Consider the following 12,101-nt stretch of genomic DNA (forward strand, 5'->3'; position numbering starts at 1 on the left):
TCGTTTCCGCAGGTCAGCGGTGGTGCCGGGGGTGCTGGTGTGACCAAAGCCCTGTCCAATTCGTGACGTAATGCACTGCATCCCATTCCCAGGTCGGGTCAAGCTGTTGTAGGAAGTCGGGGGATCAATCACCTCAGGAGTTAGTCAGTGAGCGCCATGTCTCTTGCCCTGCTGCTGACCACGGCCGCTGCCACGGCCGTGGGCGCTGCTGCGCTGCACGCCGTCCACGGTCTCCGCAAGCAGGTCACAGCCCTGCGCCGGGATCTCGTGGTCTCGGCGCACGCGCGCGGTGCGACTGTTCCGCACGCCCGCCACGCCGTGGAAACCCCCGCCGCCGAGATACGGGCCGCCGTGGCCGAGGCGCTGGCCGAGGAGCGCGAGCGCGAGCTGGCCGAGGCGCGGGCCTTCTGGGCCGCGCAGGAGGCCCGCGACGCCGCCGACGCCCCCTCGCTGCTGGGCGGCCTGACCGGGCTGGGCGAGGAGGCCCCGGTCTTCCTGCCCCGGCAGGCGGACCTGGTGGGTCTGGAGCCGCGTCCGGCCGAGGAGCTGGTCTACGAGGACGAGTACCCGGAGCACGCGGCGGACTCCGCCGAGCTGGCGGCCGCCCGCCGCCGGCACCCCTCGCACCCGGACTTCGTGCCGGTGCAGCCGGGCAACCCGGGCGCCGACCACGAGCGCACGGTGAGCCGGCTGGAGGAGCTCGCGCTGGCCCGCACCGCCCTCGCGGACGTCCGTCCCGGCCCGCTGGGCACCCTGGACGTGTACGTGTTCACCGACGGCACCACGCTCTGCATGACCCCGGGCCACCGGGAGACCGCCGAGCGGCTCGCCGAGGCGCTCCGGTCCGGTACCGCGCCGGTGCTGCTGGGCGGCTCCGGGATCTCCGGGGCGTACGCCCTGACCTTCTGCTGCGGGGACACCGAGAACCCCGACGACAACGTCTACATCCTGGCGGACCGCGTCATCGCATCGCTGTGAGTTCCGCCCGCTCCACCAGCCCGACGGCCTCGTCCAGATCCACGGACGGGGCCGTTCCCGCGTTCCGGTGGGCCGCGCGCAGGGCCTCGGACAGGTCCAGGCCGGCCACCGCCACCTGATCCCCCACGGTGAAGATCCCCGCGTCGGGCATCGGCCGGGGCCGTGCGGCCCCCTCCAGCCGCTGGGCGCGCGCGGAGAGCTCCCGCGCCAGCTCCAGGCCGGCGGCCGCCGCACCGCGGGTCAGACGGCTCTGGGGGGCCGCCCGCAGCCGGTCGGCGAAGCGTTCCACGGCGGCGTCCAGGGGCGAGGTATCGAGCACCCGGCCGACCTTACGCGGCGCCCGGGCACCATTGCCAACGGGCGGACACTGCGGCACGGTGTCGGGAAGAGAACAGCACGGCGACACCCCGGAGGCGCCCATGTCCGTAGAGTTCTCCGAGCAGACCCACCGCAACATGATCGCCCGGATCCCCGAGACCACCGGTCGTGAGCTGTCCGACTGGCTTCGGGCCGTCGACGAGGGCCCGTCCCTCCTCCGGTTCGAGGAGAAGCTCAGCTGGCTGCGCGGGGCGTACGAGCTCTCCTACGGCCAGGCCAAGGCCATCATCCACGAGTACGACCTGCGCCGGGCTGCCAGAAAGTTCGGCTGACCCGCACCCGCTCCGGACGCGGGAAGGCCCCGCGAGCGCTGCTCGCGGGGCCTTCGCCTGGGGCATCCGGGCTGCGGGTGCCGGTCCGGCTAGTCGTCGCCGGAGAGGATGGAGAAGAGGCGCAGCATCTCCAGGTAGATCCACACCAGGGTCATGGTGAGGCCGAAGGCCGCCAGCCAGGACTCCTCGCGGGGGGCGCCGTAGGTCACGCCGTCCTCGACCTGCTTGAAGTCCAGGGCGAGGAAGCAGGCGCCGAGGATGATGCCGATGACGCCGAACAGGATGCCCAGGCCGCCGGAGCGGAAGCCGAGGCCGTCGCCGCCCGAGAACACCGAGAACAGCAGGTTGACGACCATGAGCAGCATGAAGCCCATGGCGGCGGCCATCACGAAGCCGTAGAAGCGGCGGGTGACCCGGATCCAGCGCATCTTGTACGCGAAGAGCACGCCGGCGAACACGCACATGGTGCCCAGCACGGCCTGGATGACCACGCCGTCGCCGATGTAGGTGCTGGTGGCCGAGCTGATCACGCCGAGGAAGACGCCCTCGAAGGCCGCGTAGGCCAGGATCAGCGCGGGAACCGGCTTGCGCTTGAAGGACTGGATCATCGCGAAGACGAAGGCGATGAGCGCGGCGCCGATGGCGATGCCGTACGACTTGTTGATGTTGGCCGGGTCGACCGGGAGGACGATCCAGGAGATGGCCGCCGTCAGCACGACCGTGCCGAGCGTCATGGCCGTACGGCTCACGACGTCGTCGATGGTCATCACGTTGGCGCCGACCGGGGCCTGGGGCAGGCCGGTGGTCGGGTCGGCCGCGTAGGGGTTGGTCGCGTACGGGTTGGTCGCGGTCCCGGCCTGCATCTGCGGCTGCGCGTCGAAACCCGCGTGACCGCCGTTGTCGCGGCTGAACCCCCGTCGCGAGAAGACCGGGTTGCTGCTCCTCATTTCACTCCTCCGTGGCCACCGTGCGCGGCCTTGCATACAAGAGTAATGCGTTAGCAAAAAAAGCACGCTACCGCTGAAGGAGGATCTTAGGAGAAGGCGCGGCGAAGCGCAGGGGGGTATCCGTGGCGGCCGCAGGGCGAGGTGGAAGTGCCCGGAACCGGACTCGAACCGGTACGACCCGAAGGTCAGCGAGGTTTAAGCTCGCCGTGTCTGCATTCCACCATCCGGGCGGGGCGGCCGGCTCATCCCACACAAGCCTTGTGCGCACTGGTGAGCCTAGCCGGAGCACCCCACGTCACAAGTGATCGTCTTTCCGATGTTGTCTTATTTTATTGAGGGTTGAGACCCCGTCAGACAACAGAACGCCGGGTGGGCCCCCTGCTCCCCCGGATCTCTCCCAGTCCGGGAATGACGGGATTTCGCCGCCCCTGCCCCTCCGGCCCCACCCGACGGCCGTCATACCAGAGGAGGACTCCGGGCCCCGGCGGTCAGCCTCGGGTCCCCCGGGAAACAGGCACGGCGGCTGATCCGCGCGGGAGCGCCCGCCGGGACGATGGAGACGTCCCGCAGACCGCGCCCCCGCCCCGACAGGAGCACCCGAAGTGACCACCATGAACTACGCCCCGCACACCGCCCAGGCGGTGGCCGCCCGCGCCACCGGCCTCTCCAAGGTGTACGGCCAGGGCGAGACCCAGGTCGTCGCGCTCGACAACGTCTCCGTCGACTTCGGCCAGGGCCGGTTCACCGCGATCATGGGCCCCTCCGGCTCCGGCAAGTCCACCCTGATGCACTGCGTGGCCGGCCTGGACACCTTCTCCTCCGGCTCGGTCCGGATCGGCGAGACCGAGCTCGGCAGCCTCAAGGACAAGCAGCTCACCCAGCTCCGCCGGGACAAGATCGGCTTCATCTTCCAGGCGTTCAACCTGCTGCCGACCCTGACCGCCCTGGAGAACATCACCCTCCCCATGGACATCGCCGGCCGCAAGCCCGACAAGCAGTGGCTGAACACCGTGATCGAGATGGTCGGCCTCTCCGAGCGGCTCTCGCACCGGCCCACCCAGCTCTCCGGCGGCCAGCAGCAGCGCGTGGCCGTGGCCCGCGCCCTGGCCTCCCGCCCCGAGATCATCTTCGGTGACGAGCCCACCGGAAACCTGGACTCCCGCTCCGGCGCCGAGGTCCTCGGCTTCCTCCGCAACTCCGTCCGCGAGCTCGGCCAGACCGTCGTGATGGTCACCCACGACCCGGTCGCCGCCTCCTACGCCGACCGCGTCATCTTCCTGGCCGACGGCCGGATCGTCGACGAGATGCACTCCCCCACCGCCGACGGCGTGCTGGACCGCATGAAGGCCTTCGACGCCAAGGGCCGCACCAGCTGACCCGGGGCCCCGCCCCCACCCCGCGCCCCCTCCAGACTTTCCAGCCCCAGGACTGAGACCCCCATGTTCCGTACCGCCCTGCGCAACGTCCTCGCGCACAAGGCCCGACTGCTGATGACGGTGCTCGCCGTCACCCTCGGCGTCGCCTTCGTCTCCGGCACCCTCGTCTTCACCGACACCCTCAGCAAGGCCCTCTCCGGCCAGTCGGCCAAGAGCTACGAGGGCGTCGCCGTCTCCGTCAGCTCCTACGGCCCCGTCCGCGAGGAGGACGGCAGCAAGAAGGGCGAGCCGGGCCTCAGCCGCCGGACGGCGGACAGGATAGCGGCGCTCCCCGGCGTGGCCTCCGTCTCCGGCCGGGTCTCCGGCTTCGCCGGCGTCGGCGACGAGGACGGCAGGCTGATCGGCAACGGCTGGGCCAACCAGGGCGGGAACTACGCACCCGGCAAGGACGGCAAGGACCCCCGCTACGCCTTCGCCCAGGGCACCGGCCCGGCCTCGGCCGGCCAGATCGCCCTGGACCGGGAGACCGCGCGCAAGGGCGGGTACGCGGTCGGCGACAAGGTCCGTGTCGCCACCAACGGCCCGGTCCGCGAGTACACCCTCTCCGGCGTGTTCACCACCGACGACGGCCAGGTCAACGCGGGCGGCAGCCTGGTCCTCTTCGACACCCCCGAAGCACAGAGGCTCTACCTCCAGCCCGGCTACTACCAGGAGCTCTCGGTCGGCGCCGAGGCCGGCGCCTCCGCCGACACCCTGCTCGCCGAGATCAAGCCGCTGATCGGGGAGAACGGCCACGCCCGCACCGGCTCCGAGCTCGCCGCCGAGCAGGCGCGGAACATCGAGCGCGAGATGGCGGGCATGAGCACCGCCCTGCTGATCTTCGCCGGCATCTCCCTCTTCGTCGGCATCTTCCTCATCTACAACACCTTCACCATGCTGGTCACCCAGCGCACCAAGGAACTGGCCCTGCTCCGCGCCGTCGGCGCCAAGCGCGGCCAGGTGGTCCGCTCGGTGCTCGCCGAAGCCGGCCTGGTCGGCCTGATCTCCGCCACCATCGGCCTGGTCAGCGGCATCGGCCTGGCCGTCGGCATCCGCGCCCTCATGGACTCCCTGGGCGCCAAGATCCCGGCCGGCGACCTGGTCATCGCCCCCGGCACCATCGTCATCGCCCTGGTCATCGGCCTGGTCGTCACCACCCTCGCCGCCCTCGTCCCGGCCTGGCGCACCGGCCGGATCCCCCCGGTCGCCGCCATGGGCAGCGCCCACCTCCCCGCCACCACCAAGTCCCTCGTGCTGCGCAACGTCATCGGCTGCGCCCTCGGCCTGCTCGGCGTCGGCGTCACCCTGCTCGGGGTCTCGATGAAGGGCGACGGCAGGGAGACCGTCGCGGCCGGCGGCTTCTTCCTGATGCTCGGCCTGATCGTGCTGCTGCCGCTGCTGTCCCGGCCGGTCATCGCCGCCCTCCGGCCGCTGCTGGAGCGGGTGTTCGGCGTCCCCGGCAAGCTGGCCGCGCAGAACGCGGTGCGCAACCCGCGCCGCACCGCCGTCACCGCCGCCTCCCTCGCCATCGGCCTCACCCTGGTCACCGCCATGTCGGTCATGGGCATCACCCTGGGCAAGGCCGTGGACCGGATGAGCACCGACAAGCTGAAGGCCGACTACAAGGTCTCCATGTCCGGCGGCATCGGCGGGCTGGACGAGTCGGTCGCCGACACCCTGGCGAAGGCCCCCGGCATCAAGCAGGTGTCCACCCAGTCGGCCGGCTATCTGAAGGTCGGCGAGCAGTACCACTCCGCCTCCGGGGTCAACCCGGCCACCATCGGCGACCTGCTCAACGTCGAGGTGGTCAGCGGACAGCTCGCCTCCCTCGGCAAGGGACAGCTCGCGGTAGCCGAGAGCACCGCCAAGGCCGACCGCCTCGCCGTCGGTTCGGTGGTCAAGGCCCGCTACGAGGACGGCACCAAGGCGGACCTGACGGTCGGCGCGGTCTACAAGGACCTCGACGGGCTGCTCTCCCCCTACGTCATCGACAACAAACTGATCGCCGCGCACACCGACGAGCTGCACATCCCCGAGGTGTACGTGAACACCGACGGCGGCGAGTCCGCGGCCGCCGAGAAGGCCGTCGTCGACGCCCTCGGCAACAACCCGGCGATCACCGTCGCCACCCAGCAGGACATGCGCAACGAGATGGGCGGCATGGTCAACCTGGCGCTCAACATCATGTACGGCCTGCTCGGAATGGCCCTGATCATCTCGGTGCTCGGCGTGGTCAACACCCTGGCCATGTCGGTGTTCGAGCGGACCCAGGAGATCGGCATGCTGCGGGCCATCGGCCTGGACCGCGGCCGGGTCAAGAACATGATCCGCCTGGAGTCGGTGGTCATCTCCCTGTTCGGCGCCCTGCTGGGCGTGGTGGTCGGCGTCTTCCTCGCCTGGGCCGGCGGCACCACCTTCTCGGCCTCCGTGCCGGGCTACGAGCTGGTCCTCCCGTGGGACCGGATCGGACTGTTCCTGCTGCTCGCGGCGCTGGTCGGGGTGCTGGCCGCGATGTGGCCGGCACGCAGCGCGGCCCGGCTGAACATGCTGACCGCCATCAAGACGGAGTAGCGCGGCGCCCGGGGACCGCCCCGGGACGCGCGCGGGGGCCCCGCGACCGCAGGACGGTCGCGGGGCCCCGTCGCGTCCGGGCCCGGGTCCGGCGGGCCCGGGTCCGGCGGGTCAGTCGGCGGGGCGGTCGGCCGGGGTGGCCGGCCAGCTGCGGGTGCGCAGCGGGAGGCCGGAGGGGCCGCCGTCCCCGGGCCGGACCGCGAGGACCTGGTTGACGCCCAGTCGGGCGTGTTCGAAGCCCAGCGCGGAGGCCGCCATGTAGAGCTGCCAGACCCGGGCCCGGCCCGGGGAGGTGAGCCGGACCGCCTCCGGCCAGGATCCCTCCAGCCGGTCCACCCAGGCGCGCAGGGTCAGCGCGTAGTGCTCGCGCAGCGATTCCACGTCCCGGACCTCGAACCCGGCCCGTTCCAGTTCGCCGACGGTGCCGCCGAGCGGGGACAGCTCCCCGTCCGGGAAGACGTAGTGGTCGATGAAGGCGTCGATCCGGTAGGCGCTCTCGTCGGGCTCCGGGCGGCGGGCGATCTGGTGGTTGAGCAGCCGGCCGCGCGGGCGCAGCAGGGAGTAGAGGGTGGCGGCGTACTCGCGGTACCGCTCGGAGCCGACGTGCTCGGCCATCCCGATGGAGGAGATGGCGTCGTACGGGCCGTCCCGGACGTCGCGGTAGTCCTGGACCCGGATCTCGACGCGGTCGGCGAGGCCCTCCTCGGCGACCCGCTTGCGGGCGTAGGCGGCCTGTTCCCGGGAGAGGGTGATCCCGGTGACCCGGGCTCCGTGGGCGCGGGCGGCGTGCAGGGCCATGGAGCCCCAGCCGCAGCCGACGTCGAGCAGCCGGTCCCCGTCGGCGAGGGCGAGTTTGCGGCAGACCAGGTCGAGCTTGTCGTGCTGGGCCTGTTCCAGGGTGCCGCCGGGCTGCCAGTAGGCGCAGGAGTAGACCATGGAGGGGCCGAGGACGAGTTCGTAGAACGCGTTGCCCACGTCGTAGTGGTGGCTGACGGCCCGCCGGTCGCGGGTCCGGGTGTGCAGCCGTCCGGCGCGGTGCCGCGGGGCCTCCTCGGCGGGGGGTGCGACGGGGACCCAGGGTCCGGCGAGGGCGAGGAGTTCCCGCAGGGCGGTCCGGCGTGCGGGGTCCCGGGCCAGGGCCAGCGCGGCGGCCGGTCTGGGGGTGGCGGCGGCCGGGGCGACGGCGGCCGGCCGGGGGCGTTCCCAGAGGAGTCCGGAGACCCGGCCGAGGAGTTCGTAGAGGTCCCCGTCGACCGTGAGGTCCCCGGCCACCCAGGCCCGGGCCAGCCCCAGTTCGCCGGGCTTCCAGAGCATTCGGCGCAGGGCCCGGCGGTGGCGGAACACCAGGGTGGGGGTGCCCGGGGGGCCGGCCTCGCTGCCGTCCCAGGCCCGGATGCGGACGGGCAGCGGTGCACCCAGCAGGTTCTCGGCGAGGGCGGCCAGCCGCGGCGCGGCACCGGTCATGGCGAACACCTCCACAATGGCTCGACACATCGGAATACCCGGAACGGGCCTCCGGTACGCCGAAGGGGCCGCCCGCACCACGGATGGCGGGCAGCCCCTTCGGGGACGTACGGGTCGAGCGGGTCCTGCGGAGGGTCAGGAGGCCTTGGCCTTCTCGGCCGGAACCGAGGCGGCGGGGGCCGGGGCCGGCTTGGCGGCCTCGTAGAACTCCTCGCGGGGGCTCTCCAGGGCGCCGAGGGAGACGACCTCGCGCTTGAGGAACATGCCCAGGGTCCAGTCCGCGAAGACGCGGATCTTGCGGTTCCAGGTGGGCATGGCCATGCCGTGGTAGCCACGGTGCATGTACCAGGCCAGCCGGCCCTTGAGCTTGATCTTCATGCTGCCCATGACGATCATCGCGACGCCCTTGTGGACACCGAGACCCGCCACCGCGCCCTTGTTGGAGTGCGCGTACTCCTTCTGCGGGAAGCCCCGCATGCCGGAGATGACGTTGTCGCCGAGGACCTTGGCCTGGCGCAGCGCGTGCTGGGCGTTCGGCGGGCACCAGGCGTTCTCCACGCCGGCCTTGCGGGCGGCGAGGTCGGGCACCTGGGCGTTGTCGCCGGCGGTCCAGATGTAGTCGGTGCCGGTGACCTGGAGGGTCGGGGCGGCGTCGACGTGGCCGCGGGGGCCGAGCGGCAGGCCATAGCGGGCCAGGACCGGGTTCGGCTTGACGCCGGCGGTCCAGACGATGGTGCTGGAGTCGACCTCCAGGCCGTTCTTGAGGACCACGTGGCCGTCCACGCAGGAGTCCATGGAGGTCGAGAGGTAGATCTCGATGCCGCGGGACTCCAGGTGCTCCTTGCCCCAGGTGCCCAGCTTGGGGCCGACCTCGGGAAGGATCTTGTCGGCCGCGTCGACCAGGATGAAGCGCATGTCCTCGCGCTTCACGTTGGTGTAGTACTTCGCGGCGTCGCGGGCCATGTCCTCGACCTCGCCGATGGTCTCCGCACCGGCGAAGCCGCCGCCGACGAAGACGAAGGTGAGGGCCTTGCGGCGGACGGCGTCGTCCGTCGTGGACTCGGCCTTGTCGAGCTGTTCGAGGACGTGGTTGCGCAGGCCGATGCCCTCTTCGACGCCCTTCATGCCGATGCCCTGCTCGGCGAGGCCGGGGATCGGGAAGGTGCGGGAGATGGCGCCGAGCGCGATCACCAGGTAGTCGAAGGGCAGCTCGTACGCCTCGCCGACCAGCGGCGTGACGACGGCGACCTTGCGGTCCTGGTCGATGCTGGTGACCCGGCCGGTGAGAACCTCAGCCTTGGGCAGCACGCGTCGCAGCGGGACGACGACGTGCCGAGGCGAGATGCTGCCTGCGGCCACTTCGGGGAGGAAGGGCTGGTAGGTCATGTACGACCGCGGGTCGACGACCGTGACGGTCGCCTCGCCGTAGCGCATCTTCTTCATGATGCGCTTGGCCGCGTACAGGCCTACGTACCCACCTCCTACAACGAGGATCCTGGGACGCTCCGTGGTGCTCATGTGAACGAGTATCCAGTACCCGCTGGAGGGTTGCTCGTGAGCCCCTTCACAAGGGGCGGGGGACCCTCTGCTACACTGCGCCGCCCACGTGACCCAGGTCATGCGGTGCTACGGGAACCAAGGGGTCCCGGGAGTCGTTGAGAACCCCGTCCGACCTGGGCTCCAGCCTCTCAGGTGGACTGGACCACCGCATTCGTCCATACCTCCGACACGGAACCCGCAGCCCCCTCTATTCGCACAAACGCGCGCACGGGAAGGGCCTGGAGGCCTCAGGAGCGGGTCCAGGGGTCCCTCGTTCGACTTTCGAGGCCCCTTTTCCTTGTGAAGAACTTCACGAAGTTCGTGTGGACGGCGGGACCAAAGCCCTTTCACCTGCGACGCACGTGTACACACACCCGCGTACGCTGGCCCCATGAGCGAGAACGCAGTGACCGTGCGCGAAGCCCGCGCCCACCTCGCGGACCACATCAACCGTGCCGAACAGGGCACTCCAACCATAATCACCCGCAATGGGGCGCCGGTTGCCGCGTTGATCCCCATCGCGGACTACCGGGCGCTCGAAGCCGCGGCCGATGAGCTGCTCGCCCGCGAGGCCGAGGCCGTGCTGACCGAGGGCGGGCCGACCGTCACCATGGCCGAGCTGCTGGCCGACCTTTTCGACGAACGGGGTGACGGCGCGGCGTGAAGTACGCGTTCCGCTTCACCGCCGCGGCGCAGCGGCAGCTGCGGGCCATCGACCGGCCGGCAGCCATGCGCATCCTCGCCGCGCTGACCTCGCTGGGGGACGACCCTTACCGCGAGGGCGCCGACGTCAAGAAGCTCACCGGCCCGTCCGGTCTCTACCGCCTGCGGGTCGGCTCCTACCGGATCGCCTACCAGGTGCTGGCCGGCGAACTGGTGGTCCTGGTGGTCAGGGTCGGCGACCGCCGGGAGGTCTACCGCGACCTCTGAGGCCGGGGCGGCGGCAGACCCAGTGGCCCACCGCCGCGTCCCGCCGCCGTGTCCGGCCGGCGGGTCAGGCTGCCGACCAGGCGATTCCGTCGAGGATGTCGTGCTCGGAGACCACGACCTCGGTGGCGCCGACCCGCTCCATGACGGCCAGCAGCACCAGCGCGCCGGCGCCGATCACGTCCACCCGGCCCGGGTGCATCACGCCGATGGCCGCACGCTCGGCGTGGGTGGCCGTCAGCATCCGCTCGCTGATCCCGCGGACCGCCTCGTACGGGATCCGGGCGTGGTGGATGGCCGCCGAGTCGTACTCGGCCAGCCCCAGCGCGATCCCGGCCACGGTGGTCACCGAGCCGGCCAAGCCGACCAGGGTGCGGGCCTCGGACAGCGGGACCGTCTCCGCCGCCAGGTCCAGGGCCGCCTCGATGTCCGCGCGCATCGCGGCGATCTGCGCGGCCGTCGGCGGATCGGTGACCTCGCCGTCCACCACCAGGTGCCGTTCGGTCATCCGGACGCAGCCCACGTCCACCGAGCGGGCCGCCCGGACCCGGTCCCCGCCGACCACGAACTCGGTGGAGCCGCCGCCGATGTCCACCACCAGGAACGGCTTCTCCAGGTGGTCGCTGCCGGTCAGCTCCTTGGTGGCGCCGGTGAAGGAGAACTCGGCCTCCTGGTCGCCGGAGATCACCTCGGGCTCCACGCCCAGGATGTCCAGCACCCCCCGGACGAACTCCTCGCGGTTCTCGGCGTCCCGGGAGGCCGAGGTGGCCACGAAGCGGACCCGCTCGGCACCCAGCTCCTTGATCACCCCGGCGTACTCGCGGCAGGCCGCGAAGGTGCGCTGGAGGGCCTCCGGGGCCAGCCGCCCGGTCCGGTCCACGCCCTGGCCGAGCCGGACCACGGTCATCCGCCGGTCCAGTTCGACCAGCTCGCCGGTGGCCGGATCGCAGTCCGCGACCAGCAGCCGGATGGAGTTGGTGCCGCAGTCGACGGCCGCGACCCGGGTCACGCGGACGCCTCCGGTCCCCCGGCGGCCGCCGGGGCCCCGGAACCGTCGGCGCAGCCGGTCACACAGGCGCCCTTGGCCCACCACTCGGGCAGCATCGCGAGGGCCTCGTCACCGAAGGGGTTCACGCCCGGGCCCGCCGCCAGCGAGTGGCCGACCAGCACGTGCAGGCACTTCACCCGGTCCGGCATGCCGCCCGCGCTCGGGAAGCCCTGGAGCACCTCGATGGCGTCCCGGCGCCGGATGTAGTCCTCGTGCGCGGCCCGGTAGGCGGCGGCCAGCTCCGGGTCCTCGGCCAGCCGGCCCTGCATCTCCTTCATGACCCCGTTGGCCTCCAGCGTGCCGATCGCCGAGGCGGCCCGCGGGCAGGTCAGGTAGTAGGTGGTCGGGAAGGGGGTGCCGTCGGGGAGCCGGGGGGCCGTCTCGACCACGTCCGGCTGCCCGCAGGGGCAGCGGTGCGCGATGGCGCGCAGCCCGCGCGGCGGGCGGCCGAGCTGCTGTTCGAACGCCGTGATGTCGGCGTCGGTCGGCTCGGTCCGTTCGGTCTGGGGCGGGGGCGTCTGCATGCCTGGAGAAGTCTCTTCGTTAGCGGTGGGTCGGTCGG

12 protein-coding genes and 1 tRNA gene are annotated in these 12,101 nt (G+C 71.7%); 6 read left to right on the top strand and 7 right to left on the bottom strand.

Features of this window, described 5'->3' with window-relative positions; all coding sequences use genetic code 11:
* The first annotated feature begins 156 nt into the window (after positions 1 to 156).
* Complete coding sequence (locus tag ACZ50K_RS12630) at positions 157 to 978, top strand: hypothetical protein (RefSeq protein WP_468902385.1); 822 nt, start codon at positions 157 to 159, stop codon at positions 976 to 978.
* On the opposite strand, the gene ACZ50K_RS12635 is transcribed toward ACZ50K_RS12630, so the two are convergent.
* On the bottom strand, positions 962 to 1,297 hold the full coding sequence (locus ACZ50K_RS12635; RefSeq protein ID WP_468901346.1) for a hypothetical protein: 336 nt from the start codon (positions 1,295 to 1,297) through the stop codon (positions 962 to 964). The genes ACZ50K_RS12630 and ACZ50K_RS12635 overlap by 17 nt on opposite strands.
* A 100-nt stretch (positions 1,298 to 1,397) precedes the next feature.
* Between ACZ50K_RS12635 and ACZ50K_RS12640 the strand changes: the two genes are divergently transcribed.
* The gene (locus ACZ50K_RS12640) at positions 1,398 to 1,628 is read left to right on the top strand and encodes a DUF4287 domain-containing protein (protein ID WP_468901349.1); all 231 of its coding nucleotides are present in this window, start codon (positions 1,398 to 1,400) and stop codon (positions 1,626 to 1,628) included.
* Between the two features lie 89 nt (positions 1,629 to 1,717).
* Here the strand turns inward: ACZ50K_RS12640 and ACZ50K_RS12645 are convergent, their stop codons facing one another.
* Together ACZ50K_RS12645 and ACZ50K_RS12650 are read right to left on the bottom strand one after the other, a co-directional pair.
* On the bottom strand, positions 1,718 to 2,575 hold the full coding sequence (locus ACZ50K_RS12645; RefSeq protein ID WP_468901352.1) for a Bax inhibitor-1/YccA family protein: 858 nt from the start codon (positions 2,573 to 2,575) through the stop codon (positions 1,718 to 1,720).
* A gap of 148 nt (positions 2,576 to 2,723) precedes the next feature.
* Positions 2,724 to 2,805, bottom strand: a tRNA-Leu gene (locus ACZ50K_RS12650).
* A gap of 381 nt (positions 2,806 to 3,186) precedes the next feature.
* On the opposite strand from ACZ50K_RS12650, the gene ACZ50K_RS12655 reads away from it, so the two are divergent.
* Positions 3,187 to 3,951, top strand: a complete 765-nt coding sequence (locus ACZ50K_RS12655; RefSeq protein WP_468902388.1) for an ABC transporter ATP-binding protein — start codon at positions 3,187 to 3,189, stop codon at positions 3,949 to 3,951.
* A 63-nt stretch (positions 3,952 to 4,014) separates the two neighbouring features.
* Positions 4,015 to 6,561, top strand: coding sequence for an ABC transporter permease (locus ACZ50K_RS12660; protein WP_468901355.1), 2,547 nt, complete (start codon positions 4,015 to 4,017; stop codon positions 6,559 to 6,561).
* Positions 6,562 to 6,672: 111 nt separating this feature from the next.
* Here the strand turns inward: ACZ50K_RS12660 and ACZ50K_RS12665 are convergent, their stop codons facing one another.
* Positions 6,673 to 8,025, bottom strand: coding sequence for a class I SAM-dependent methyltransferase (locus ACZ50K_RS12665; RefSeq protein WP_468901358.1), 1,353 nt, complete (start codon positions 8,023 to 8,025; stop codon positions 6,673 to 6,675).
* Positions 8,026 to 8,160: 135 nt separating this feature from the next.
* Positions 8,161 to 9,543 carry an NAD(P)/FAD-dependent oxidoreductase gene (locus ACZ50K_RS12670; RefSeq protein ID WP_468901361.1) on the bottom strand — a complete coding sequence of 461 codons (1,383 nt, stop codon included), beginning with the start codon at positions 9,541 to 9,543 and terminating at the stop codon, positions 8,161 to 8,163.
* 412 nt (positions 9,544 to 9,955) lie between these two features.
* On the opposite strand from ACZ50K_RS12670, the gene ACZ50K_RS12675 reads away from it, so the two are divergent.
* A complete protein-coding gene (locus ACZ50K_RS12675) occupies positions 9,956 to 10,228 on the top strand; it encodes a type II toxin-antitoxin system Phd/YefM family antitoxin (RefSeq protein ID WP_468901363.1) in 273 nt (90 codons plus the stop codon).
* Positions 10,225 to 10,494 carry a type II toxin-antitoxin system RelE family toxin gene (locus tag ACZ50K_RS12680; protein ID WP_468901366.1) on the top strand — a complete coding sequence of 90 codons (270 nt, stop codon included), beginning with the start codon at positions 10,225 to 10,227 and terminating at the stop codon, positions 10,492 to 10,494. Before ACZ50K_RS12675 ends, ACZ50K_RS12680 begins: the two co-directional genes overlap by 4 nt.
* Positions 10,495 to 10,558: 64 nt before the next feature.
* Here ACZ50K_RS12680 and ACZ50K_RS12685 read toward each other — a convergent pair whose 3' ends face one another.
* Both ACZ50K_RS12685 and ACZ50K_RS12690 read right to left on the bottom strand, forming a co-directional pair.
* Positions 10,559 to 11,500: a Ppx/GppA phosphatase family protein gene (locus ACZ50K_RS12685; protein ID WP_468901369.1), complete on the bottom strand. Its 942-nt coding sequence runs from the start codon at positions 11,498 to 11,500 to the stop codon at positions 10,559 to 10,561.
* On the bottom strand, positions 11,497 to 12,063 hold the full coding sequence (locus ACZ50K_RS12690; protein ID WP_468901372.1) for a DUF501 domain-containing protein: 567 nt from the start codon (positions 12,061 to 12,063) through the stop codon (positions 11,497 to 11,499). Before ACZ50K_RS12690 ends, ACZ50K_RS12685 begins: the two co-directional genes overlap by 4 nt.
* Between the last annotated feature and the right edge of the window lie 38 nt (positions 12,064 to 12,101).

The sequence above is a fragment of the Streptomyces sp. NPDC033845 genome (assembly GCF_055576225.1).

Coding starts and splice junctions, on each gene's coding strand:
- ACZ50K_RS12630 (WP_468902385.1), top strand. CDS start 157: ATGTCTCTTGCCCTGCTGCTGACCACGGCCGCTGCCACGGCCGTGGGC.
- ACZ50K_RS12640 (WP_468901349.1), top strand. CDS start 1,398: ATGTCCGTAGAGTTCTCCGAGCAGACCCACCGCAACATGATCGCCCGG.
- ACZ50K_RS12645 (WP_468901352.1), bottom strand. CDS start 2,575: ATGAGGAGCAGCAACCCGGTCTTCTCGCGACGGGGGTTCAGCCGCGAC.
- ACZ50K_RS12655 (WP_468902388.1), top strand. CDS start 3,187: ATGAACTACGCCCCGCACACCGCCCAGGCGGTGGCCGCCCGCGCCACC.
- ACZ50K_RS12660 (WP_468901355.1), top strand. CDS start 4,015: ATGTTCCGTACCGCCCTGCGCAACGTCCTCGCGCACAAGGCCCGACTG.
- ACZ50K_RS12665 (WP_468901358.1), bottom strand. CDS start 8,025: ATGACCGGTGCCGCGCCGCGGCTGGCCGCCCTCGCCGAGAACCTGCTG.
- ACZ50K_RS12670 (WP_468901361.1), bottom strand. CDS start 9,543: ATGAGCACCACGGAGCGTCCCAGGATCCTCGTTGTAGGAGGTGGGTAC.
- ACZ50K_RS12675 (WP_468901363.1), top strand. CDS start 9,956: ATGAGCGAGAACGCAGTGACCGTGCGCGAAGCCCGCGCCCACCTCGCG.
- ACZ50K_RS12690 (WP_468901372.1), bottom strand. CDS start 12,063: ATGCAGACGCCCCCGCCCCAGACCGAACGGACCGAGCCGACCGACGCC.